This window comes from Pseudoalteromonas sp. S3260 (assembly GCF_005886925.1).
GTDB lineage: Bacteria > Pseudomonadota > Gammaproteobacteria > Enterobacterales > Alteromonadaceae > Pseudoalteromonas > Pseudoalteromonas tetraodonis.
Map to the genome: position 1 here is coordinate 1 of NZ_PNCV01000010.1, position 20,753 is coordinate 20,753.

The 20,753-nt window shown below is 39.7% G+C and carries 24 protein-coding genes and 1 pseudogene; 11 read left to right on the plus strand and 14 right to left on the minus strand.

The annotated features are described in order from the left end of the window. Window positions 1-202: 202 nt before the first annotated feature. On the plus strand, window positions 203-793 hold the full coding sequence (gene lepB, locus CWC14_RS01720; protein WP_249928667.1) for a signal peptidase I: 591 nt from the start codon (window positions 203-205) through the stop codon (window positions 791-793). A 74-nt stretch (window positions 794-867) separates the two neighbouring features. Here lepB and CWC14_RS19585 read toward each other — a convergent pair whose 3' ends face one another. The 3 genes and pseudogenes from CWC14_RS19585 to CWC14_RS01730 all read right to left on the minus strand — a co-directional run bounded on the left by CWC14_RS19585 (window position 868) and on the right by CWC14_RS01730 (window position 2,238). Next, window positions 868-1,197 carry a hypothetical protein gene (locus CWC14_RS19585; RefSeq protein WP_249928668.1) on the minus strand — a complete coding sequence of 110 codons (330 nt, stop codon included), beginning with the start codon at window positions 1,195-1,197 and terminating at the stop codon, window positions 868-870. A 51-nt stretch (window positions 1,198-1,248) separates the two neighbouring features. Next, a pseudogene (locus CWC14_RS19590) lies at window positions 1,249-1,491 on the minus strand (flagellar brake domain-containing protein); the annotation flags it as partial. A gap of 246 nt (window positions 1,492-1,737) precedes the next feature. After that, a complete protein-coding gene (locus CWC14_RS01730; RefSeq protein ID WP_013465061.1) occupies window positions 1,738-2,238 on the minus strand; it encodes a fasciclin domain-containing protein in 501 nt (166 codons plus the stop codon). 241 nt (window positions 2,239-2,479) lie between these two features. Here CWC14_RS01730 and CWC14_RS01735 point away from each other — a divergent pair, with 241 nt between their 5' ends. From CWC14_RS01735 to CWC14_RS01745, 3 genes are all read left to right on the plus strand, one after another. Then, on the plus strand, window positions 2,480-2,935 hold the full coding sequence (locus CWC14_RS01735; protein ID WP_249928669.1) for a GlcG/HbpS family heme-binding protein: 456 nt from the start codon (window positions 2,480-2,482) through the stop codon (window positions 2,933-2,935). Window positions 2,936-3,054: 119 nt separating this feature from the next. Next, the gene (locus tag CWC14_RS01740) at window positions 3,055-3,534 is read left to right on the plus strand and encodes a nucleoside deaminase (protein WP_249928670.1); all 480 of its coding nucleotides are present in this window, start codon (window positions 3,055-3,057) and stop codon (window positions 3,532-3,534) included. 106 nt (window positions 3,535-3,640) lie between these two features. Next, entirely contained in the window at window positions 3,641-4,162 is a 522-nt protein-coding gene (locus CWC14_RS01745; protein ID WP_138560931.1) for a DUF2937 family protein, read from the plus strand. A gap of 14 nt (window positions 4,163-4,176) precedes the next feature. Here the strand turns inward: CWC14_RS01745 and CWC14_RS01750 are convergent, their stop codons facing one another. Continuing rightward, window positions 4,177-4,719: a Tll0287-like domain-containing protein gene (locus CWC14_RS01750; RefSeq protein WP_138560933.1), complete on the minus strand. Its 543-nt coding sequence runs from the start codon at window positions 4,717-4,719 to the stop codon at window positions 4,177-4,179. Between the two features lie 135 nt (window positions 4,720-4,854). Here CWC14_RS01750 and CWC14_RS19120 point away from each other — a divergent pair, with 135 nt between their 5' ends. Beyond that, window positions 4,855-5,028 (plus strand): hypothetical protein, encoded by a 174-nt coding sequence (locus tag CWC14_RS19120; RefSeq protein WP_171036814.1) that lies wholly within the window; start codon window positions 4,855-4,857, stop codon window positions 5,026-5,028. Between the two features lie 224 nt (window positions 5,029-5,252). Further along, complete coding sequence (locus CWC14_RS01755) at window positions 5,253-5,894, plus strand: hypothetical protein (RefSeq protein WP_249928671.1); 642 nt, start codon at window positions 5,253-5,255, stop codon at window positions 5,892-5,894. Window positions 5,895-6,005: 111 nt separating this feature from the next. Here CWC14_RS01755 and metG read toward each other — a convergent pair whose 3' ends face one another. After that, a complete protein-coding gene (gene metG, locus CWC14_RS01760; RefSeq protein ID WP_138560935.1) occupies window positions 6,006-8,030 on the minus strand; it encodes a methionine--tRNA ligase in 2,025 nt (674 codons plus the stop codon). 177 nt (window positions 8,031-8,207) lie between these two features. Here metG and apbC point away from each other — a divergent pair, with 177 nt between their 5' ends. Continuing rightward, on the plus strand, window positions 8,208-9,284 hold the full coding sequence (apbC, locus tag CWC14_RS01765) for an iron-sulfur cluster carrier protein ApbC (RefSeq protein WP_138560937.1): 1,077 nt from the start codon (window positions 8,208-8,210) through the stop codon (window positions 9,282-9,284). 2 nt (window positions 9,285-9,286) lie between these two features. Further along, entirely contained in the window at window positions 9,287-9,871 is a 585-nt protein-coding gene (gene dcd / locus CWC14_RS01770) for a dCTP deaminase (RefSeq protein ID WP_010390186.1), read from the plus strand. A gap of 25 nt (window positions 9,872-9,896) precedes the next feature. On the opposite strand, the gene CWC14_RS01775 is transcribed toward dcd, so the two are convergent. Together CWC14_RS01775 and CWC14_RS01780 are read right to left on the minus strand one after the other, a co-directional pair. Beyond that, the gene (locus tag CWC14_RS01775) at window positions 9,897-10,679 is read right to left on the minus strand and encodes a CLCA_X family protein (RefSeq protein ID WP_138560939.1); all 783 of its coding nucleotides are present in this window, start codon (window positions 10,677-10,679) and stop codon (window positions 9,897-9,899) included. Window positions 10,680-10,697: 18 nt separating this feature from the next. Beyond that, window positions 10,698-11,291, minus strand: a complete 594-nt coding sequence (locus tag CWC14_RS01780; RefSeq protein ID WP_138560941.1) for a tRNA-uridine aminocarboxypropyltransferase — start codon at window positions 11,289-11,291, stop codon at window positions 10,698-10,700. Between the two features lie 131 nt (window positions 11,292-11,422). On the opposite strand from CWC14_RS01780, the gene CWC14_RS01785 reads away from it, so the two are divergent. After that, window positions 11,423-11,767 carry an Hpt domain-containing protein gene (locus CWC14_RS01785; RefSeq protein WP_138560943.1) on the plus strand — a complete coding sequence of 115 codons (345 nt, stop codon included), beginning with the start codon at window positions 11,423-11,425 and terminating at the stop codon, window positions 11,765-11,767. Between the two features lie 129 nt (window positions 11,768-11,896). Beyond that, window positions 11,897-13,114: a pyridoxal phosphate-dependent aminotransferase gene (locus CWC14_RS01790; protein WP_010390182.1), complete on the plus strand. Its 1,218-nt coding sequence runs from the start codon at window positions 11,897-11,899 to the stop codon at window positions 13,112-13,114. Between the two features lie 33 nt (window positions 13,115-13,147). Here the strand turns inward: CWC14_RS01790 and CWC14_RS01795 are convergent, their stop codons facing one another. The 5 genes from CWC14_RS01795 to mnmA all read right to left on the minus strand — a co-directional run bounded on the left by CWC14_RS01795 (window position 13,148) and on the right by mnmA (window position 17,943). Next, window positions 13,148-13,606 carry a GNAT family N-acetyltransferase gene (locus tag CWC14_RS01795; protein ID WP_010390180.1) on the minus strand — a complete coding sequence of 153 codons (459 nt, stop codon included), beginning with the start codon at window positions 13,604-13,606 and terminating at the stop codon, window positions 13,148-13,150. A 9-nt stretch (window positions 13,607-13,615) separates the two neighbouring features. Then, entirely contained in the window at window positions 13,616-14,758 is a 1,143-nt protein-coding gene (locus CWC14_RS01800) for a ribosomal protein uL16 3-hydroxylase (RefSeq protein ID WP_138560945.1), read from the minus strand. Between the two features lie 80 nt (window positions 14,759-14,838). Continuing rightward, the gene (gene purB / locus CWC14_RS01805) at window positions 14,839-16,209 is read right to left on the minus strand and encodes an adenylosuccinate lyase (RefSeq protein ID WP_138560947.1); all 1,371 of its coding nucleotides are present in this window, start codon (window positions 16,207-16,209) and stop codon (window positions 14,839-14,841) included. 31 nt (window positions 16,210-16,240) lie between these two features. Continuing rightward, complete coding sequence (gene hflD, locus CWC14_RS01810) at window positions 16,241-16,843, minus strand: high frequency lysogenization protein HflD (RefSeq protein ID WP_008113587.1); 603 nt, start codon at window positions 16,841-16,843, stop codon at window positions 16,241-16,243. Then, window positions 16,843-17,943 carry a tRNA 2-thiouridine(34) synthase MnmA gene (mnmA, locus tag CWC14_RS01815; protein ID WP_138560949.1) on the minus strand — a complete coding sequence of 367 codons (1,101 nt, stop codon included), beginning with the start codon at window positions 17,941-17,943 and terminating at the stop codon, window positions 16,843-16,845. Before mnmA ends, hflD begins: the two co-directional genes overlap by 1 nt. A gap of 468 nt (window positions 17,944-18,411) precedes the next feature. Here mnmA and CWC14_RS01820 point away from each other — a divergent pair, with 468 nt between their 5' ends. Next, a complete protein-coding gene (locus CWC14_RS01820; protein ID WP_138560951.1) occupies window positions 18,412-19,686 on the plus strand; it encodes a sensor domain-containing diguanylate cyclase in 1,275 nt (424 codons plus the stop codon). Window positions 19,687-19,743: 57 nt separating this feature from the next. Here CWC14_RS01820 and CWC14_RS01825 read toward each other — a convergent pair whose 3' ends face one another. Together CWC14_RS01825 and CWC14_RS01830 are read right to left on the minus strand one after the other, a co-directional pair. Beyond that, complete coding sequence (locus CWC14_RS01825) at window positions 19,744-20,421, minus strand: rRNA large subunit pseudouridine synthase E (protein ID WP_138560953.1); 678 nt, start codon at window positions 20,419-20,421, stop codon at window positions 19,744-19,746. After that, complete coding sequence (locus tag CWC14_RS01830) at window positions 20,421-20,750, minus strand: TusE/DsrC/DsvC family sulfur relay protein (protein ID WP_008112024.1); 330 nt, start codon at window positions 20,748-20,750, stop codon at window positions 20,421-20,423. The genes CWC14_RS01825 and CWC14_RS01830 overlap by 1 nt, the downstream gene beginning before the upstream one ends. Between the last annotated feature and the right edge of the window lie 3 nt (window positions 20,751-20,753).

A 20,753-nucleotide genomic window follows, 5' to 3' on the forward strand; every position in this document is an offset into this window, starting at 1 on the left:
CCCGAAGGGTTCTGCCTAGGGGCGATTTACTCTTTGTTGCCTACATGGATGTAGGTAAGGGGCGTGAGCAGGACGCGGAAGCTTTGCTCGGTTTTTACTTAGCCCACTAGGTTACAAACCTCGCGCCGCGATTAAATCGCCCCTTGTTTGAACAAATTCCAATCCGCAAAGGTCAACAGGCCCTATTGTTTTTATTATCTTAATGAGTGTGTTTCGTAGTGCCGTCGCCGATTGGTACGAAGTACCAACAGGTTCAATGAAACCGACTATTGAAGAAGGCGACCGAATCCTTACCGATAAAATGACGTATGATTTACGTATACCATTTACGCATGTATCCCTGTTAAGACTGGCAGAACCACAAACCGGCGATATTATTGTATTTGATTCTAAAGTGGCGGAGAACCGTTTAATAAAACGCGTTATTGGCACACCAGGTGATATAGTTTCGTTGCAAAATAACGAATTGACCATTAATGGCGAGAAAGTAAGTTATAGCACTTTAAACGAGAGTATTCGGTGGCTAGATAAAACTGAGCACTTAAAGGGGCATGCTCATACCATACGGCTTACCAAATCGGCAGCAAGCTTAGTAGAGTTTCCGGCAACACCAATAGCAGCAGATCATTATCTTGTTATGGGTGATAACCGCGATAACAGTGCGGATTCGCGGGTCATTGGATTAGTTCCACGTGATGAGTTGCTGGGTCGGGCAGAGCGAGTGATTGTCTCGCTTGATTATGATGATTACTACTTGCCAAGAAGTGACCGGTTTTTGAAGCGTTTAGAATAAAAAACTAACTATTACAATGGCTAAGCAAGATTGGTTAGCCATTGCTGTTTCTGCAGGTAGGATTATTTAAGGCATTAATCAATATCAACCGAGTAAGCTTCTAACAGCTTGTTAAGCTTAACTTGCTCTGAAGCATCAAACTCTATACCAACGCTAAGGCGGTTGCCTTTCATTTGGTTATTCCTAATGTAAGACGTAATAATTACAGGCTCGTTGTCTAATGGAGAAAGTATATGCACAAAAACTTGACGTTTTTTTAGTGCAACAAATCCAGAGCTTACGTGAATAGCAAAGCGACAGCGACTCGGAGAAATATCAATAATTAAACCGTGCAATAAGCTTTTACTATCAGCATCAATATCGCCTTTATGTAAACTAATTTTAGCCGGAATGTGTGTAGGCAACCTGCTAGTTTCACGTAATTGTCGGCTTTCAATTTTTTTAGGGTAAGCTAAATAAATTAATCGTTCAGGGCGAAATGAAATCGCTAATATGCTGGTTGAAAAAGCAACACATTCGCCCCGTTCGTCTTCAATGATATAACGTACAATAGCCCCATTACCTTCAACTAAAATGTCGCTGTAATCATTTTTACCTGCTTGAGCAGGGTATTTTAATATTAAATATTTACTGGTGTCGTAGCCGATTAAAGTGAGTTTAAAGCGAACCTGAATGGGATTGTTAAATTGGATATCAATTAGCTTTCCCGGGAGTAAATCGAGGAAAAACTTCTTTTGATCTTCAGTTGGTTTATCTTCAACAGTAGTATTATTTTAATTTTGTTTCCACAAACACTTTCTCAATATTAACAGACGCTTAATTATCTTTTAATATAGTGTAAAAATCACTAGTATAAAAGAGGGCATTTAGTAAAAGAAAACAATACTTTGTGCTTGTAATAGTGAGCGAAGTTAGTATTTTACTCCGCTGTGGAGATTAGATTGTTACTCTTTTGGCAACAAAACAGTATCAATGACATGAATCACGCCGTTGCTGGCTTTTACATCTGCCATTACTACGTTTGCATTGTTGATCATAACAGAGCCATCATTGGTGGTTACATTCACAGACTGGCCTTGCACGGTCGTTGCACTGTCTAATTTTACAACGTCTGCAGCCATTACTTTACCTGATACCACATGGTAGGTAAGAATTGCAGTTAACTTGTCTTTATTTTCGCTCTTAAGAAGGTTTTCAACGGTACCTGCTGGTAGCTTGGCAAATGCTTCATCAGTTGGCGCAAATACAGTAAAAGGGCCATCTCCTTTTAACGTATCAACGAGGCCTGCCGCTTTGACAGCTGCAACGAGTGTTGAAAACGAACCATTGGCAGCAGCTACATCAACGATATCTTTTTTCATACCATGGTGATCGGCATGAGCTGCTGTAGATAGGGTTAAACTTGCTAATACAAAAGTCAGAACAGACGCTATTTTCTTAAACATGTTACTTTCCTTTAAATTGATTAGTTGTCGGTTAAATATTACGCCGAGTTGCTAGCTTACGATTATTTTAAAAAAGGGGGGTTACATTACCTTATCCCAATAAAAGTATTTTATAAAAAGCAAATCCTGCTATTAACCCTCCTAGTGAAAGCTTTTATGAGTAAACACGGTCTGTTTATTTTCAATTTTTTATATCCAGTTCAGCGATATAACGTCATTAATTAACAATAGGAAATAAACCATGAAAAAACGGGCTATTTTTACAGCGCTCATTGCATCACTTTCTTCATTAGCGTCTGTTGCTGGACAAACTGAAATGCAGATAAATACTTATAATCAACAGCTTGAAAATGTGGCTATGGTGGCGCAACTAACGGGTGAAATGGCACAGCGTATAGTCAATGCAGCGTCTGCAGCGGCGCTCAAGGACAATTTAGCTGTATCAATAACCGTTGTGGATGTATCTGCACAAACGCTGGCGGTACTTCGCGATCATCGTGCCGGTGTTCATACTCTTCGTGCCAGTTATAAAAAAGCCTATACCGCCAATTCGCAAAAGCGAGAACCCGCAGTTATAGCAAAAGGCATAAAAGAGGGCACTATTCCAGCAGACCTTCGTTATTTAGATGAAAACATTTTAATATTGGATAGCGGGGTGCCTATTTATATTAACGATACTGTGGTGGGGGCTGTGTGAGGATGTACGTGTTGCAAAAGCAGGGATCAAAGCGTTATGGTTAGAAAAAGAGTAACATTCAGACTATTAAAAATATGGCTAACAGATAAAGTTATGATGACAGTTAAAGGAGTGCACACATGATGAATGAGACTGATTTAGCGCATTTAAAGCGCAGTGTTGAACTTGCAAAAGAAGCGTTAGAGGCCGGTGATGAACCGTTTGGCTCTGTCCTTGTTGATGCTAATGGGCATGTATGTATGGAAGATCGTAACCGTGTTGCCGGTGGCGATCATACTCGTCATCCTGAATTTGAGATTGCTCGTTGGGCAGCCAACAATATGACCCCAGAGCAACGCGCCAGCGCCACAGTGTATACCTCAGGAGAACATTGTCCTATGTGTGCTGCGGCACATGCTTGGGTTGGCTTAGGGCGAATTATGTATGTGAGTTCTACTGCACAGTTAACAACGTGGCTAAGTGAAATGCACGTTGCTCCAGCACCGGTCAATCCTTTGCCTATTGAGGCTATTTCTCCCAATACGGCGGTTTATGGTCCAGTACCGGCACTTGCAGAGCAAGTTCATGCTTTGCACCGTCAATTTCACCAAGCAAGGTAACTAAAAAAGCAGCGAGCTTTCCTTTTATAATTCAATTAGTAAATAATGAGTACATGTTATAGTTACCTGTACTCATTTTTAAATCAGAGCAGCAAAAGGCATAACTATGATTGTTAAGATGTTTGATAAACTACTATTTGCGTGTGCTTTTATTGTCTCTTTGCAATGTCCACAGCTGAGCGATCATTACCAGCAGCATTTAGCGGGCTTATACCATGCAACAAAATGGCAAGTCGACGGCTATGCAAAAACGGCCAAGCAATATAACTTTTCTAGCACGCAAGCGATGATAAACCGCCACTTAGCTAACGCTGAACCTAGCGTTAGAGCCGATGCAAATCAAAAACAGCAAACATTACAGCAATTTGCCGATTTAAAAAAAGGGATGGCTATTTTTGAACAAGGTAATCTACTACAAAAAATGCTGTATATATTCTCCCCTGAGCGCGTTGACAGATTACAAAATACACTTGATAACTTTAAGTTAGGTATTCCTTTAACCGCGAGTGCAGTGTTGTTTGCATTGGTATTAGCTATTTTATTAAATCAATTACTTATGCTGCCACATACTTTATATGTTAGGCGTAAAAAGCGTATTGCATCTGATGCTGTAAAATTTAATAGCTGATCGTCTATGAATTATCATTGGTAATTTTCAATGGCCCTTTTAACAACAAATGCGCCACGAATGTCACCCAGTTTAAAATCAGTTGCCTGATCATTAGGGTATAAAGTCGCTATTTTTTTAGAAACTGTGGGGACAATGTGACTGCCATGACACGCTAAACACGCTTTTTGAGTAGGAATCGCTTTTACAAAATACCAGCCATCCGGTCTTTGCTCTTGATATTCTATGCTTGCTACCGGCTCGCCATTGAGCTTACGTTGTTCAAAGTTTAATAAAACATTTTTGAGCCATGTATCGGGTTGATTATCTGAGTTACGAGTTTTCAAAGCACTGCGGCTAATTTGCCAAGGACTATTGCTATGTTGTAAAGCGATAGCGGGTGCAGCTGTATTACATACACTTATTGCCGCTAGTGGGCCGCTTTGTTTCATAGTACTAACCAGTATCTGTTTTAAATCACTTGAAAATGCCTTAATGGTTTGTCGTGCCTCGTCGGTATTGCTAGCAAAAGCAGCGGATGAAAGAAATAAACTGGAAAAAAGCAAAATAATGCGCATAATACACCTCTAAATATTAGAAGGCTCTAATATACAGGGTGTCAGGTGTTTTTCAAGTAAATCGTTTAGCGTTTAAGCACTTTTTTACTTAAGGCACCGCGCCTAAAATCGATAAACAGTTTCAAGAGAAAAGATATGCACAATAAGCACGATGAGAATAAAATAATAAACCAACAAAATAACCATGATGCTGGTGGACTTAATGCACAAGATCCATTAGCCGCTATTAAAGCAATTCGACTCAAACAGTTAGCGCAATGTCGGCTTAAAATACAAAAAGAAATGCAGCACATGCAAAACAAAAAATAGCCTTGGACGATAAAAACTTGCTAAGTTAACGTTATTAATTTTAAAGGTTGGATAGTGCAATTAATCCGTTATCTATAAAACATCCGCATCAAATTATTACTTTTATAGCTTGGTTGTGCGCTTTAGCTGTGATGTTAATAGGGCTACTTGCGCCTGAAAATAAACGTGTTTTAATGCTGTTGTCACTGAGTTCGCTCTGCTTACTTATGTTTAATAGTGTAACGATGTCAGCTTGGATATTTAAACGTTTTAAAGACCAACAATTACGCTTTATTGCTCTTTTAGGCAGTGGCGCTTTTATGTTGTGTATCGCGGGTGATGTGATTAATTTTAATTTACCCCAACACTATTATCGCTATAGTACCTTGATAAAACATGATTATTTAGTGGATTCAATCTTATTTTTTGCACCTGGTTACAGCCTTTTATTTATAGCCTGTGTGTTAGCTTTTAATATAAAACGTCGGGTGTCGCTTATAAAAAGTGCACTTTTTTTTGTTGTTGTGTTGGTGCTAAGTAGTGCGTCGCTCTCTTCTATGTATCTTGAGGGGGTAGGAGATACTATTTTAGCTATGACTGGGGTCTATAGTTTAGTGATAACGGCTGTTGGGCTTATGGGTCTGGTATTAGTTGTTGCCTATGGTGGGATTAACGCACCCAAACCAATAGTGTGGGTGAGCTTAGGGCTTTTCCTTGCTGCATTGGCTGATGCCATTATTGGTGCTTTTTGGATTTATGGTAATCAGGGGCAAGGCTTTTACCCTCAAGTGCGCTATATAAACTGGTTTGTGTATATTAGCTCGCAAAGCTTGGTGATTCACTTAGCAAAAGTTGTTGCAGTAATACCAAATCGCAATAATGCTTAATGATTTTCAGGGAGCAAACCAGAGAATAGCGGCGTTAAAAATTCTTATTAGAATAGCTAAATAACAGATGAAAAAAAGCCGCTAAATATTAGCGGCTTTAAGCGATAATAATTACATTACGCGCATACCCGGCTCAGAGCCGTCGTCTGGGTTAAGAATGTAAATTTCTTTACCACCAGGGCCTGCCGCAAGTACCATGCCTTCAGACATTCCAAAACGCATTTTACGTGGTTTGAGGTTAGCAACCATTACCGTTAATTTACCTTCAATGTCTTCTGGTGCGTAAGCCGATTTAATTCCAGCAAACACTTGGCGAGTTTCACCGCCTAAATCAAGGGTTAATTTAAGCAGCTTGTCAGCGCCTTCTACGTGCTCTGCTTTGGCAATTTTAGCAACACGCAGGTCTACCTTTGCAAAGTCATCAAACTCAATCTCTTCGCTAATAGGCTCTTTTGCAAGTGGGCTATTAGGATCGATTTTGTCTTTTTCAGCAACTAAGCTTTCTTTTGATTCTTCAACCATTTTATTCACTTTATCTATTTCTACACGTTGCATTAACGGCTTAAATTTATTGATAGGGTGGCTTACTAACGCTGTTTGCGCACCCTGCCAAGATAATTCATCATTTAAAAAGGCTTCAACATTACTTGCCATACCAGGTAGTACAGGCTTTAAGTAAGTGATCAGCACACGAAATAGGTTAAGTCCTAACGAACATACCTGATGCGCTTCTTCTTGCTTAGACTCGTCTTTAATAAGCACCCAAGGCGCAGCATTATCAATAAATTGATTTGCTTTATCAGCAAGCGCCATAATTTCACGAATTGCGCGGCTGTATTCACGATTTTCGTAATGTTCAGTAATAGTGGCTGAGGCATTTTGAAATTCAGCAAGTAGCTGTGGTTCCATAATCGTGTCGCTTAACTTACCGTCAAACTTTTTAGTAATAAAGCCAGCACAACGGCTCGCAATATTAACTACTTTACCCACTAAGTCTGAATTTACACGCTGTGCAAAATCTTCTAGGTTTAAGTCTAAATCGGTGATACCACTGTTAAGTTTAGCTGCGTAGTAATAACGTAAAAATTCTGGGTCTAGGTTATCTAAATATGTGCGCGCTTTAATAAACGTGCCTTTTGATTTAGACATTTTTGCGCCATTAACTGTAACAAATCCATGGGCAAATACGTTAGTAGGCTTTCTAAATTGAGCGCCTTCTAACATCGCAGGCCAAAACAAGCTGTGGAAGTAGATGATGTCTTTACCAATAAAATGATAAAGCTCAGCGTCAGACCCTTCTTGCCAAAACGCATCAAAGTCGATGCCTTGTTTGTCACATAAGTTTTTAAAGCTCGCCATATAACCAATAGGCGCATCTAGCCATACGTAAAAATATTTACCTGGTGCGTTTGGAATTTCAAAACCAAAATAAGGTGCATCACGGCTTATGTCCCACTGCTGCAAACCATCGGCAAACCACTCATCTAGCTTGTTCGCCATTTCTTGCTGGATTGTGCCTGAGTGTAGCCATTCTTTAAGCATGCCTTCAAAGGCTGGTAAGTCAAAAAAGTAATGCTCAGAATCTTTTAAAATAGGCTCAGCACCCGACATGACAGAGCGTGGGTTGATTAGCTCTGTTGGGCTATAAGTTGCGCCACAGGCATCACAGCTATCACCATTTTGATCTTCTGATTTACAGGTAGGGCAGGTGCCAGTAACAAAGCGGTCTGGCAGAAAAATACCTTTTTCTGGATCGAATAACTGAGAAATAGTGTGCTTTTTAATATGACCGGCATCGTTAAGGCGGTTATAAATAAGCTCACTAAATTCTTTATTTTCTTGGCTGTGAGTGCTGTGGTAATTATCAAATTTGATATTAAAATCAGCAAAATCGCGTTGGCGTTCTATGCTAACGTTTTTAACCATTTCCTCTGGCGTGATCCCTTGCTTTTGCGCATTAAGCATAATAGGTGTGCCATGAGCATCATCTGCGCACACGTAGTATGCTTCGTGGCCTTGTAGTTTTTGAAAACGCGACCAAATATCAGTTTGAATATACTCTAATAAATGCCCCAAATGGGTAGGGCCATTGGCATAAGGTAATGCGCTAGTAATCAGGATCTTTCGCTGTGCCATAATCATTCCAAATTAAGCGTTCCTAGCTAGGAACAGATGAAAATTATTACATTATCGATAAGCGCGGTAGTAACAGAGTACACTGCTTATTGATATTTACTAATTGACTGGTGTTAATGCCCTGAATGTTACATAATTCCGTGGCACTTTTCATCAAAGAAACGCTATTTTATTGCTATGTTTGGACTGTCGAAACTATTCTCTGCTAAATCGGTGCAAAAACAACCGATTATTTCTGCTTTAGCGGCCTATCGCAGTGCCGCTTTTGCTGTGGGTATTGAGCAAGATTTTATTGCTGATATTACTCAAAACACCGATAAATCAATTATTGTTAAACTCACTCTTCCTTTTGCCGCGCAATCTGAAATGCCGCATGTTGCTAATTTTTTAGCTGAGCGACTTAAAATCGAGGTAAATGTAAGTGCGGTTGTGGCACTTAAAGAGCCTGCAAAATTTAAAGCCATAAAGCACATTATTTTAGTGGCCTCAGGCAAAGGTGGGGTAGGCAAATCTACTACGGCTGTAAATCTTGCCGGTTCGCTTAAAAACGAGGGCGCAAAAGTAGGGATACTGGATGCCGACATTTATGGTCCGTCAATTCCTATGTTGTTAGGATTAGTTGGCAGTGAGCCGGTTACAAAAGACAATAAACAATTACAACCGTTTGATGCCAATGGTATTAAAGCGCAATCTATCGGTTTTTTAGTCCCCAGCGATGATGCCACCGTATGGCGCGGCCCAATGGCCTCAGGCGCGCTTAGTCAGCTTTTAAATGAAACCGATTGGGGTGAACTTGATTATTTAATTGTAGATATGCCGCCAGGTACCGGTGATATTCAATTAACCATGAGCCAAAAAGTACCTGCCAGTGGCACTGTAATTGTTACAACGCCACAAGACTTAGCGTTGGCAGATGCGCAAAAAGGCATTGCTATGTTTAATAAAGTAAACGTGCCAGTGCTTGGTTTAATTGAAAATATGAGCCATTACATTTGCGGACATTGCGGCGAAGCTAATCATGTATTCGGTAAAGATGGCGCACAAAAATTAGCCATGAAGCATGGTGTTCCTGTGCTTTCACATATTCCGCTTGCGATTAATATCAGAGAATCCTCTGAACAAGGTAAATTGATTGCCAATGATGCAAGTGCCGCTATAAGTGAAACTTACAGTGCAGCCGCACGGCTCATCGCCAGTACGCTTTATTATCAACAACATCACAACGCGATTGAAGTTGTGATTACGGAAGATTAAAAATGAGACTTTCAGATACACATATAAAAGAATATTTAAACGACGGGCGCATTGTTATCGAGCCCGCGCCAACGAGTGAAATGATTTCAGGGGTTACCGCTGATCTTCGCTTAGGTAATAAGTTTAGAACTTTTCATGCCCATAATGCCGCTTTTGTTGATTTAAGTGGTCCAAAAGATCAGCTTAATAAAGCCTTAGAATCAATTATGAGCGACGAAATTGTACTAGATGAAGGCGAAGCATTCTTTTTACACCCCGGCGAGCTTGCATTAGCAATAACCTATGAAAAAGTAACCCTACCTGCAGATATTGTTGGCTGGTTAGATGGGCGTTCGTCGCTGGCACGTTTAGGTTTAATGGTGCATGTAACCGCACACAGAATCGACCCTGGTTGGAGTGGTAATATTGTTTTAGAGTTTTATAACTCGGGTAAACTGCCACTTGCACTTAGACCCATGATGAAGATTGGTGCAATGAGCTTTGAAACGCTCACCGGTCCATGTGAAAACCCGTATAACACCCGTGTTGATGCAAAATATAAAGATCAGAATAGCGCGGTGGCAAGTCGTATCAGTGATGATAAATAGTAATTCTGATTTTTAGAAACGATTACTATGTTTGTTGATGAAGCGCGTAACCTAATAATTGAAAATATTGGTTAAGTGCTTCATTGGCTTGTAGCGTTTGGCTAAGCTCAGGGTAAATTAAATTATTACTGCTTAATCCACTGACCAAAAAGCTATTTTTTATTGTTTGGTGCTGATTTATACAGGCTTCAAAACACCGAGCTGCAAGCTCCTCTGGCATACTCATGTATTGCTGCTTGTGTGCCTTATCAAACGCGATACAGCGTTGTACAAATTCATTCGCATCTTCCCCGTTTCGCGCTAAAAATACCCGCTTATAAAATTTATTAAGTGCATCATTAAGTGGATGGCTCAAATCGGGAGAGTTTGATAACCATAACTTAGAGGCGAAACCAAAGCGGGTTTTTGATTTAAATAAATGCTCACTAATATGATGATCAAATGCATGAAACCACTCATGGGCTAAAGCACCGCCGCCTGCGTTTTTTGCCAGTGCGAGAGTTTGATCGTAAGCATTATAGTGTGCTTGCACGCCTTTTTGCCCACCGTGACCAAAGGCAAAGTTAAGCTTACCGCGAAGGCCAATTGCTGTTGGCGGTAAATGTAAAATTTGCGCTAAATCAGCTAGCGCATCATAAATTAAATTGGCACTAATAAATCGCTCTTCTTTAGTCACCCATTTACCAACTACCATCGAACGAAAACCAAAAGTCGTTCTAATATCGCTAAAATCAACTTGGTCGTCAAAACGATAGTCAGGGCCTTGGCGTGAAAATCCACGCTTTAATCGAGAAGGGATATTACGCATTGGTTATTTCATTTTTAATTACAGGTAACGTGCTTTTACGTGAGTGGGCATATGTTGGGTTTGTTTGGTAATTAATTCATCTAATAAATCATACAACGGCGCCGGATTGAGTGCTTCAATGAGCGATAAACTATGCGCTACGGCCTCTAGTGTTGACAAGCTATCTGCTCTTGGGGCTTTACGAATAGTATAACGGTTCGTGGGAATTTGGCGAAAGCTTACTGTTTTAAACTGTTGTAATAGTGGGGTTAATTGCAAAATTTTAAAGGCTTTATTCCATGTACCATCGAGCACTATTAAATGTGTAATGGGTCGCACGTTTTCATTGTCATTAGCTACATCTAACTCAATTGCGTCCTCGTTTGGATAGAGTAACACCGTCGAGCTGAGCGGCAGCTTTTGTAAGCAAGCAAAATCTCGATTATTCTCGCCTATAATTATTTTGCATCGCGTTAAACTTAATGCCAATAACTGTGCCGTATTTTTACTAATTTTTGCTTCACTGGGGTGCTGTAACACAACAACCTGAGTTTGATTATCAACACAGGTGATTGCATTGCAAATACAGGTGCTTAGCGAAAAATTACAGCGTTCACAAAGGGCACGTGCCATAAGCTAACCATTCGATTAATACATTTAACTTAATTATACATTTTTGCATTAATAAAGTTGGTTTTTTTTGTGCTTAGATATAGAGTAAGAGATGAAATATAAATTGCAGGAACGCATTATAGGGCATCAATATGACAGAAATCAGTATCGACGAATCCGCTTTAGAAAGTATGGAATCGCTATTAGGTGAACAATTTCCAGATACGCTGGAATTTTGTTGTGCGGAATTTGAGCGCTTAGGGAACGAAACTATTGCAGCGCTTGGCCAAGATAAAGAGGCTGCAATTCGCCATTCTCATAGCCTTAAGTCAAATGCGGCTCAATTTGGAGCGGCAAGTTTAGCCGAGGTAGCACGTTTAATTGAATATAATTTAAATAATGGGAATGACGAGCAGGCTGTTGATGCAGCAAATAATTTAATGGCGCAAGTTACTGGCTCGCAAGCAAAATTAATTGAGTGGCACGCTCAGCGATAAACCCGTTTTATGAAGAACAGAATAAAGTGTTAACGTGAATTTTTTTCAGTTTTAAGCGCTTAATTTCCCCTAGTAATTCACGGCTTTACTGAGTTAGTCTTAAGGCTAACTTGCTCTTTAGAGGTAACAATGTCAGAAATAAAAAAGAGTCATAAATTAGACGGCGTCTGTTATGACATCCGTGGCCCCGTTTTAGTGCAAGCTAAAAAAATGGAAGATGAGGGCCAAAAAGTACTTAAGCTTAATATTGGTAACCCTGCGGCGTTTGGTTTTGATATGCCAGAAGATATGCACCGCGACATTATTCGTAATTTATATTCTGCTCAAGGCTATTGTGATTCTAAAGGGCTTTACTCTGCGCGTGTTGCTATTTATCAGCATTACCAACAGCGTGGTTTACACAACTTAGACGTTGATAATATTTACATTGGTAACGGTGTGAGTGAACTGATTCAAATGGTCACTCAAGCGTTGTTAAATAATGACGATGAAGTATTAATTCCTGCACCCGATTATCCGCTTTGGACTGCGTCGGTAAAGTTAGCAGGCGGTAACCCTGTTCACTATTTATGTGATGAAGAGCAAGATTGGTTTCCTGATATTGATGATATTAAAAGCAAAATCACCTCAAAAACTAAAGCATTGGTGTTAATAAACCCTAATAATCCAACAGGGGCTGTGTACAGTGATGCCTTGCTTGAAGAATTGATCAACATTGCCCGAGAGCACAAGCTTTTACTGTTAAGTGACGAAATATACGAGAAAATTCTGTACGACGGCGTTACCCATACTTCTATTGGTGCATTGTGCGACGATATTCCCATTATTACGTTTAACGGTTTAGCTAAGACATATCGCGCCGCTGGTCTTAGAATGGGTTGGATGGTGCTAAGCGGGCGCACTGCCTTAATGACAGATTTAATTAAAGGCCTCGATATTCTTGCCTCAATGCGTTTATGTGCAAACGTCCCTGCTCAATATGCCATTCAGCAAGCATTGGGTGGGGTACAATCCATTGATAGCCTAATTGACCCCGGAGGCCGTTTATACGAGCAACGAGATATTGCTTGGCGTGGATTAAATGCAATTGAGGGGATAAGCTGTAAAAAGCCAAAAGGGGCGCTGTATGCATTTCCCAAAGTTGATACAAAATTGTTTAATATTAAAAATGATGAACAAATGATGTTTGACTTGTTAAAGGCAGAAAAAATATTATTAGTACATGGGCGCGCTTTTAACTGGCCAGATCCCGATCATTTTAGATTGGTGTTTTTACCTAATAAAGATGATTTAAGCAGTGCGATGATGAAAATGCAGCGGTTCTTCAAAGATTACCGACAAGAATAAAGTAAAAAACGAGCCATTTGGCTCGTTTTTTGGTTAATGCACTAAAGTAAATGGCCGTGTTTCAAAGCATGTAATGGGGCATTCCATTCTCTGTCTAGGAATGCCAGCTTCCATAAAAACGTGCCCTTGCACAGTAAAGCCGTTATTTTTGAATCGTTCTACTTCATTTAAAATACAGTTAATACTGACAGCCTCAATACCTTGCTCTGCGGCAAGCTTTACAATGAAATTAAGTAGAGATTTATAAACGTTGCGATTGCGGTGCTGGGGTAGTACGGCAATTCTTCCTATTAAACCATCATTACATAATCGACCTGTAGCAACAGGTGAGTGCATATTATCGGTAACCAGAATATGTTGAGCGAGCGCATCTAAGCTATCAAATTCAATATTCTTTGGAATATGTAATTCGTAAACAAAAACACGCTCTCTTATTTGTTGAAGTTGATCTTTTTCACTTTGCCAATCAACTTTGTCAACAGTATAAACCATAGCCTCCTCCTAGCTAAACCAAATACCCTCATTAACCAGTGTAGTAAAGGTTTCGATAAAATCTAGGCTAGGTGTGGTTGAATTCAGCAAGCTGCTATCAAATTCAATAAAATCAGTTAGCTGTTTTACAGCCTCTAAATCAGATAGCGGTAAAGGGTAGTTTTCGCCATTAACACTTAAAAGCAGCTCATCACCTATGCATTGGTAAATTGCACGCGTGCCACCAAGACGCTCAAATGTCAAATCACTGTCAAGTTGTTGCATAATTTCAGCTGTACTAAACGGGTTTTCTTCAGGCGCTAAATCCATATCATGCTTAGGTTGACTTAATGTGTTTCCCAACCAATTTTTAAATAAGCTGTCGTTTTCTATTAAAGCCTGCATTAACGTTTTTACTTTATCAACTTCGCTTTGCGTAAGCTCACCTTTTGAATCACGTAGCGCGAGGGTATGATCCGTGTAACGTTTTTGACCGCTTTCTGTGTCAATAATATGATCTGCAAAGCTAGACAGTAAATCTTGTTGATTAGGTGCTCTAAATCCGACCGAGTAGTTTAAAGCATTTTCAATGGCATAGCCTTCATGCGGACAACCTGGTGGTATGTACAAGATATCACCAGGCTCTAAAACACAATCAATTACTGCGGTGAAGGCTTCAACTTGTAACAAGCTTTTATTTTGAGCAAATTGCTTTAATGAGGCATCAGGTAAGCCTACTCGCCAATGGCGTTTGCCTTCTCCTTGAATAATAAATACATCATATTGATCCAAGTGCGGTCCAACACCACCGCCAGGGGTTGAGTAGCTGATCATTAAATCATCTATACGCCAGTTAGGAATAAAACGAAATGGTTCAAGCAATTGTGCGGCTTCTGGGTGCCAATGATCGACTGCTTGCACTAATAAAGTAGCGTGCTCATCGGTGAGTATTTCAAAATCTTCAAACGGCCCTTGATGGGACTGCCATTGCTGGTTATGGTTGGTTATAATACGCGACTCTATGCTGTCTTCCATGGCGAGGCCTGCCAGTTCATTGGCATCAAGAGGGTCTTTAAAGTCACTAAAACCTCCTTTGATTAACAGTGGCTTTTTTTGCCAATATTGATTTAAAAACGCTTGCTCAGATAATTCATTTATTTTTAATTGATACATAGAATGCCTATAACGTTAAGACCTAAATGAAAAAAGCGAAAGGCAGGTACCTTTCGCTTTTTATTAGTAGATTTGAGTAATTAAACTAAATCATCAATAAACTCAACAGCACGACCAATGTAGTTGGCTGGGGTTAGCTTTTTCATTTCTGCTTTTGCAGCGTCTGGTAAATCTAAACCATCAATGAAATCAGCCATAATTTCTTGATTTACACGTTTACCACGCGTTAAATCTTTTAGCTTTTCATATGGCTTTTCGATGCCGTATTTACGCATTACTGTTTGGATTGGCTCTGCTAGTAGCTCCCAGTTTTGGTCAAGCTCATCGGCTAAACGTTGTTCGTTAACTTCTAGCTTGCTTACACCTTTAAGTGTAGATTGGTATGCAATTACCGCATAACCCATACCTACACCTAAGTTACGTAATACGGTTGAGTCAGTTAAATCACGTTGCCAGCGAGACACAGGTAGTTTTTGTGCTAAATGACCTAAGATAGCATTGGCTAAGCCTAAATTACCTTCTGAGTTTTCAAAATCAATCGGGTTCACTTTGTGTGGCATAGTTGATGAGCCAATTTCACCGGCAATGGTTTTTTGCTTGAAGTGATTAAGCGCAATGTATCCCCACATATCGCGGTCAAAATCGAGCAATATAGTATTAAAACGCGCAATAGCATCAAATAGTTCTGCAATGTAGTCATGCGGTTCAATTTGTGTGGTAAACGGGTTAAGTGTTAAACCTAGGCTAGCTACAAATTTATCTGCGTGAGTATGCCAGTCGTAATCAGGGTAAGCACTTAGGTGAGCATTGTAGTTACCTACAGCACCATTTACTTTGCCTAGCATTTCTACTTGGGCAATTTGATCACGTTGACGCTTTAAACGCATGTATACGTTTGCAAACTCTTTACCCATGGTTGAAGGCGTTGCAGGCTGTCCATGTGTACGAGTCATCATTGGAATGGCTTTGTACTCAATTGCTTTTTCTTTAATGGCGCTTAATAACTCATCACAATAAGGTAAAACGACGTGGTTACGCGCTTCACTTAACATTAAACCATGAGATAGGTTATTAATATCTTCAGAAGTACAGGCAAAGTGAATAAATTCGTTAATTGCGTGTAGCTCAGCATTATCAGCTACTTTTTCTTTTAGTAAATACTCTACGGCTTTAACATCATGGTTTGTTGTGCGTTCGATGTCCTTAACTCGCTGAGCATCAGCTTCACAGAAGTTATCTACAATTGCATTCAACAGCGCATTTGCTTCGTCGCTAAAAGCGGGGACTTCTTTAATCTCGCTTGCTGCAGCTAACGCTTGCAACCAACGCACTTCAACGGTTACGCGGTATTTGATTAATCCAAATTCGCTAAAAATACTGCGTAGTTCAGTGGTTTTGCTGCCGTAGCGACCATCAACCGGAGAGATAGCCGTTAACGCTGAAAGCTCCATAATAACTCCTAAATTTTAGTTTGAACGATAATTAAATTTTTGTTTTAGCTATGGCGAGAATTTTTCTTTTCGCAAAAAAGAAATGACGACGTTTGCCGCCCATTTGTCGCCATAATACTGCACTGCGAATTCCGGCTAAAAGTAATGCGCGGATTTTATTTTGCGTGAGCTGCTGTTTTAATAACTCGGGTTTACCATAAACCTGAATTCGGTGCCCAAGGGGGCTTAGCACCGACGAGTATATATCTGCTAAACCGGCAACAACACTGTCATCGGTAATAGCAAAATGATCTAAACGACGATGAATATCATCAATACGTTTACCTAATTCATTGAGGCTTTTACTGTTAGCACTAAGCGCACGCTCTAACTGCATTAAACCACCTACATATTTGACTATTTCTACATCTTTTTGAGCACCGGCACTCAGTTGTGCCATCAATGTTTTATAGCCATCACGTAAGTTATGTTCACCTTGATAAACATCTTCTGGGGAAGCTGGCGAGGTTTGCACAATACTTGATAATAAAATCGATAAATCTTGTTCATCAGCGCGACCATATTGGGCAACCTTCTGAACTTGCTTAGCCACTTGACACATGGCTGCAAGCGCCATGACTTGATGTTGATTCATTATTTGATCACCGAGTCAATAATACCACCACCTAAACACACTTCATTAGCGTAAAATACGGCAGATTGTCCTGGGGTTACCGCTTTTTGTGGCTCATCAAATAATACGCGTGCCATACCATCTTCACCGACTAATAAGGTACAGCTTAGGTCTTCTTGACGGTAGCGTGTTTTTACGGTGCAACGAGTAGTACCTTGAGGACCAACACGATCTACCCAGTGTAATTGGTTGGCATTTAGGCCATTACTGTAAAGGCGAGGGTGATTTTTACCTTGGCCCACAATCAATACATTGCGTTCAACATCTTTGTCTACAACATACCAAGGTTCGCCTGAGCCTTCTTTCATACCACCAATTAACAAGCCTTTGCGCTGACCTAAGGTGTGGTACATCAACCCTTCATGCCCACCAACGTTGTTACCATCTGTGTCTTCAATAACACCAGGTTGAGCAGGTAAGAATTTTTGTAAGAAATCTTTAAATTTACGCTCACCGATAAAACAAATACCAGTACTGTCTTTTTTATCGTGGGTAATTAAATCTTGCTCTTCAGCAATACGGCGTACTTTTGGCTTGGCAATATCTCCAACAGGGAACAGCGTTTGCGCGATATGTTCATGGCTCAATGTGTACAAAAAGTAGCTTTGATCTTTATTATCATCTAGGCCACGGCACATAACATATTTATCATCTCTGAGCTCACGACGTACGTAGTGGCCCGTTGCTATAAAGTCAGCACCAAGTGCTTGAGCCGCAAATTCTAAAAAGGCTTTAAATTTAATTTCTTTGTTACACATGATGTCTGGGTTAGGTGTGCGACCGGCTTTGTATTCTGCTAAAAAGTATTCGAATACGTTGTCCCAGTATTCCGCTGCAAAGTTAACGGTATGAAGTTCAATACCTAATTTGTCACAGACAGCTTGGGCATCTTTTAAATCTTCAGCGGCAGCGCAATATTCATCATTGTCATCTTCTTCCCAGTTCTTCATAAACAAGCCTTCTACTTGGTAGCCTTGTTGTTTTAATAAATATGCAGATACAGAAGAATCAACACCGCCGGACATACCAACGATGACTTTAATGTGACTATTTTCGCTCATGAATAATTTCGCTTATACAGATTACTGTTAACTTGGAAAGGCCGCGATTATAGCATGTATTTTGTAAGTGCTTAAAGAGAGGAAGGGCTATTGAATAGATTTTGTTGCTTTTTTTTATGTTGGTTAGGGATGATTTACTCTTTGTTAGTCGATTTTTACTTAGCCGATTAGATTACACATTTTGCGGTGATATTATAGCCTCTTTGTTTGAACACATTTTAATTTGCAAAGAACAACAGGTCCTAGGTGTCAGGCCATTAAATTATAAACACTCATTTAAGTTATAAATGATGAGTAAATGTTGTTTATTTAGGCTGTTAGTACTGTTTATAGAATATCAAAGAATATATTTATTATTGTTCATTAACAAACCTTTACAACCAAATGATTATGCAATACCCTTTAGATGAGTTTATATTGAATAAACACTCAAATAAGTATTTATAATATAGTCAATGGAATGAATATATGAATTATGCTTCTCAAGCACAAAAGGTAAAATCTTACATTGTTGAGTTATCAACAAAGGTACATCGCGATGATTGCTTAGTAGCAGAACAATTACCACATAACGTTAAAGAATCAGCTTACAAACTGTTTTATCAAACCATTAGGGTTCCTCGTCCGTACCGCTTTGAAGAACCCAACCCTATTTCAGCGCTATTTAGACTCATTGAACATTCTTTAGACTTTATTAATCCCTTTCAACAAGTCATTTTAAAGCAGTTAGAAAAGTGGTGGCTAGAATGGCATTTTGTTGCCACTATGAATGCTTCTCTTGAAATGAAACACGTTGAGCAGCAGCGTTTTGTTAGTAGTGCAACTGAACATCCAATACGAAAACATGAGCTGAGCCATTATGCAAAATTATTTACTATTTTGCCCTTGCCCGTGTGTAATGTTTGTATGGTAACCGGCGATATTTTAAAGCTTAATCAACGGTTTGTAGATGTATTTGGCTATACAATTGATGATATCCCTAATTTAAAACAGTGGTGGAAGGTCGCGTATCCTGAGCCTAGTTATAGAGAGTCGGCTCAAACGATGTGGGGTGAGTCTTTAGCGCAGGCAAATAAAAATAATGACGATATTCCTGCTAATGACTATCAAATTGTATGTAAAGATGGTTCGAAAGTGATAATGCAAGTGTCAGGTATTAGTGTAGAAAGTGAATTTATTGCTGTATTTAACGATGCGACGGAGCGTTTGAAAACCCAAGAGATACTCAGCGATATGGCCTTTTTAGACTCATTGACTAAAATTGCCAACAGACGCCGTTTTGACGAAAAATTACATGCTGAATTTAAAAAACTGATAAAGGTAAATACTCAACTTTCTATGATCCTTATTGATATAGATAATTTCAAAAAATTTAATGATAGGTATGGTCATATTGCCGGGGATAAGTGTTTACATAGCGTAGCGCAAAAGCTGGCAGAAACAGTCAGTCGTCCTGAGGACTTTGTAGCGCGCTATGGCGGAGAAGAGTTTGTTGTTTTACTCCCTCAAACAGATAATCAAGGTGCACTCTTTATTGCAGAACAAATACAAAAATCTATTGAAGATTTAGCGATAGCTCATGAAGATAGTTTTACTGGCTTTCTCTCTGTGAGTATGGGAGTTCATACGGTAAAACATGGCGAAAAAACTAACCATGTCGATTTCTTTAAAGCAACGGATAGTGCGCTGTATTATGCAAAAAGGCAGGGCAGAAATTGTATTGCCTTAGGAAGGCATGAATAGCACAGCATGTTTAACCTTTGCTTTTAATACCAGATAAGCAAAGGCTAACGTAAAGTATTAACTGTTGGTTGTTGATCCACTGATTTTATATTGACCTGTTTCAATTCCATCGAGTGTGTATTTACCAATACTATAGCGAATTAACCGTAACGTTGGGTGGCCAATGTGTGCGGTCATTCGTCGAACTTGACGGTTCTTCCCCTCGTTTATAGTGATACTCAACCAAGATGTTGGAATTGATTTACGTGCTCTCACTGGGGGAGTGCGTGGCCAAAGCGCTGGTTCATCGATTAACTTTACCTGTGCAGGTAAGGTTAATCCATCTTTGAGTTCGACCCCTTGACTGAGCGCATCAATAGATGCTTCTGTAGGCACCCCCTCAACTTGTACCCAGTACGTTTTGTTGGTTTTTTTACCAGGAGCGGTTAAGGTATTTTGTAATTTCCCGCAATTGGTCAATAATAACAAGCCTTCACTGTCTCTGTCTAAGCGACCCGCAGCATAAACATCTTTAATAGGAATAAAATTAGCCAGTGTTTGTCTATTTTGCTCGTCTGTAAATTGGCAAAGGACATCATAAGGTTTGTTAAATAAAATAACTTTTTTATCGCTTTGGGCTATCTGTGGCTTAATTGCTCTTTTTATCGGGCTCTTTTTTACAGCACTGCGCGAATATGTACGACCTGTATTGCGTTTACTTGTTGATGATGACGTGTTTTTAGCTTTTTGTTTCATTAAATACACCGTGCAGGTTTAGGTAAGCCCGCAATTTTAGTGGCTTGTTTGGCCGGTCCCTTCGGAAAAAGCTTATACAGGTACATGCTATTACCTTTATCCTCACCGAGCGCTTTAGCCATCGCTTTGACTAACATTCTAATGGCTGGACTGGTGTTGTATTCTAGATAAAATGCGCGCACAAAGTTAACAACTTCCCAATGCTGCTCGGTTAATATAATGCTTTCATGTTGTGCAATAACATCGGCTAACTCTTTTGACCAATCAGTATGATCTAGCAGGTAACCTTGCTTATCTGTGTCTATTGTTTGATTATTAAATTCCAGCATAAA

Coding starts and splice junctions, on each gene's coding strand:
- CWC14_RS01825 (WP_138560953.1), bottom strand. CDS start 20,421: ATGAAACAAAAAGCTAAAAACACGTCATCATCAACAAGTAAACGCAAT.
- lepB (WP_249928667.1), top strand. CDS start 203: ATGAGTGTGTTTCGTAGTGCCGTCGCCGATTGGTACGAAGTACCAACA.
- CWC14_RS01745 (WP_138560931.1), top strand. CDS start 3,641: ATGATTGTTAAGATGTTTGATAAACTACTATTTGCGTGTGCTTTTATT.
- CWC14_RS01740 (WP_249928670.1), top strand. CDS start 3,055: ATGATGAATGAGACTGATTTAGCGCATTTAAAGCGCAGTGTTGAACTT.
- CWC14_RS01750 (WP_138560933.1), bottom strand. CDS start 4,719: ATGCGCATTATTTTGCTTTTTTCCAGTTTATTTCTTTCATCCGCTGCT.
- CWC14_RS01780 (WP_138560941.1), bottom strand. CDS start 11,291: ATGGCACGTGCCCTTTGTGAACGCTGTAATTTTTCGCTAAGCACCTGT.
- CWC14_RS01730 (WP_013465061.1), bottom strand. CDS start 2,238: ATGTTTAAGAAAATAGCGTCTGTTCTGACTTTTGTATTAGCAAGTTTA.
- CWC14_RS01790 (WP_010390182.1), top strand. CDS start 11,897: ATGTCAGAAATAAAAAAGAGTCATAAATTAGACGGCGTCTGTTATGAC.
- CWC14_RS01830 (WP_008112024.1), bottom strand. CDS start 20,750: ATGCTGGAATTTAATAATCAAACAATAGACACAGATAAGCAAGGTTAC.
- CWC14_RS01795 (WP_010390180.1), bottom strand. CDS start 13,606: ATGGTTTATACTGTTGACAAAGTTGATTGGCAAAGTGAAAAAGATCAA.
- CWC14_RS01735 (WP_249928669.1), top strand. CDS start 2,480: ATGAAAAAACGGGCTATTTTTACAGCGCTCATTGCATCACTTTCTTCA.
- CWC14_RS19120 (WP_171036814.1), top strand. CDS start 4,855: ATGCACAATAAGCACGATGAGAATAAAATAATAAACCAACAAAATAAC.
- purB (WP_138560947.1), bottom strand. CDS start 16,209: ATGGAGCTTTCAGCGTTAACGGCTATCTCTCCGGTTGATGGTCGCTAC.
- hflD (WP_008113587.1), bottom strand. CDS start 16,843: ATGAATCAACATCAAGTCATGGCGCTTGCAGCCATGTGTCAAGTGGCT.
- metG (WP_138560935.1), bottom strand. CDS start 8,030: ATGGCACAGCGAAAGATCCTGATTACTAGCGCATTACCTTATGCCAAT.
- apbC (WP_138560937.1), top strand. CDS start 8,208: ATGTTTGGACTGTCGAAACTATTCTCTGCTAAATCGGTGCAAAAACAA.
- CWC14_RS01800 (WP_138560945.1), bottom strand. CDS start 14,758: ATGTATCAATTAAAAATAAATGAATTATCTGAGCAAGCGTTTTTAAAT.
- CWC14_RS01775 (WP_138560939.1), bottom strand. CDS start 10,679: ATGCGTAATATCCCTTCTCGATTAAAGCGTGGATTTTCACGCCAAGGC.
- dcd (WP_010390186.1), top strand. CDS start 9,287: ATGAGACTTTCAGATACACATATAAAAGAATATTTAAACGACGGGCGC.
- CWC14_RS01820 (WP_138560951.1), top strand. CDS start 18,412: ATGAATTATGCTTCTCAAGCACAAAAGGTAAAATCTTACATTGTTGAG.
- CWC14_RS01785 (WP_138560943.1), top strand. CDS start 11,423: ATGACAGAAATCAGTATCGACGAATCCGCTTTAGAAAGTATGGAATCG.
- mnmA (WP_138560949.1), bottom strand. CDS start 17,943: ATGAGCGAAAATAGTCACATTAAAGTCATCGTTGGTATGTCCGGCGGT.
- CWC14_RS01755 (WP_249928671.1), top strand. CDS start 5,253: ATGTCAGCTTGGATATTTAAACGTTTTAAAGACCAACAATTACGCTTT.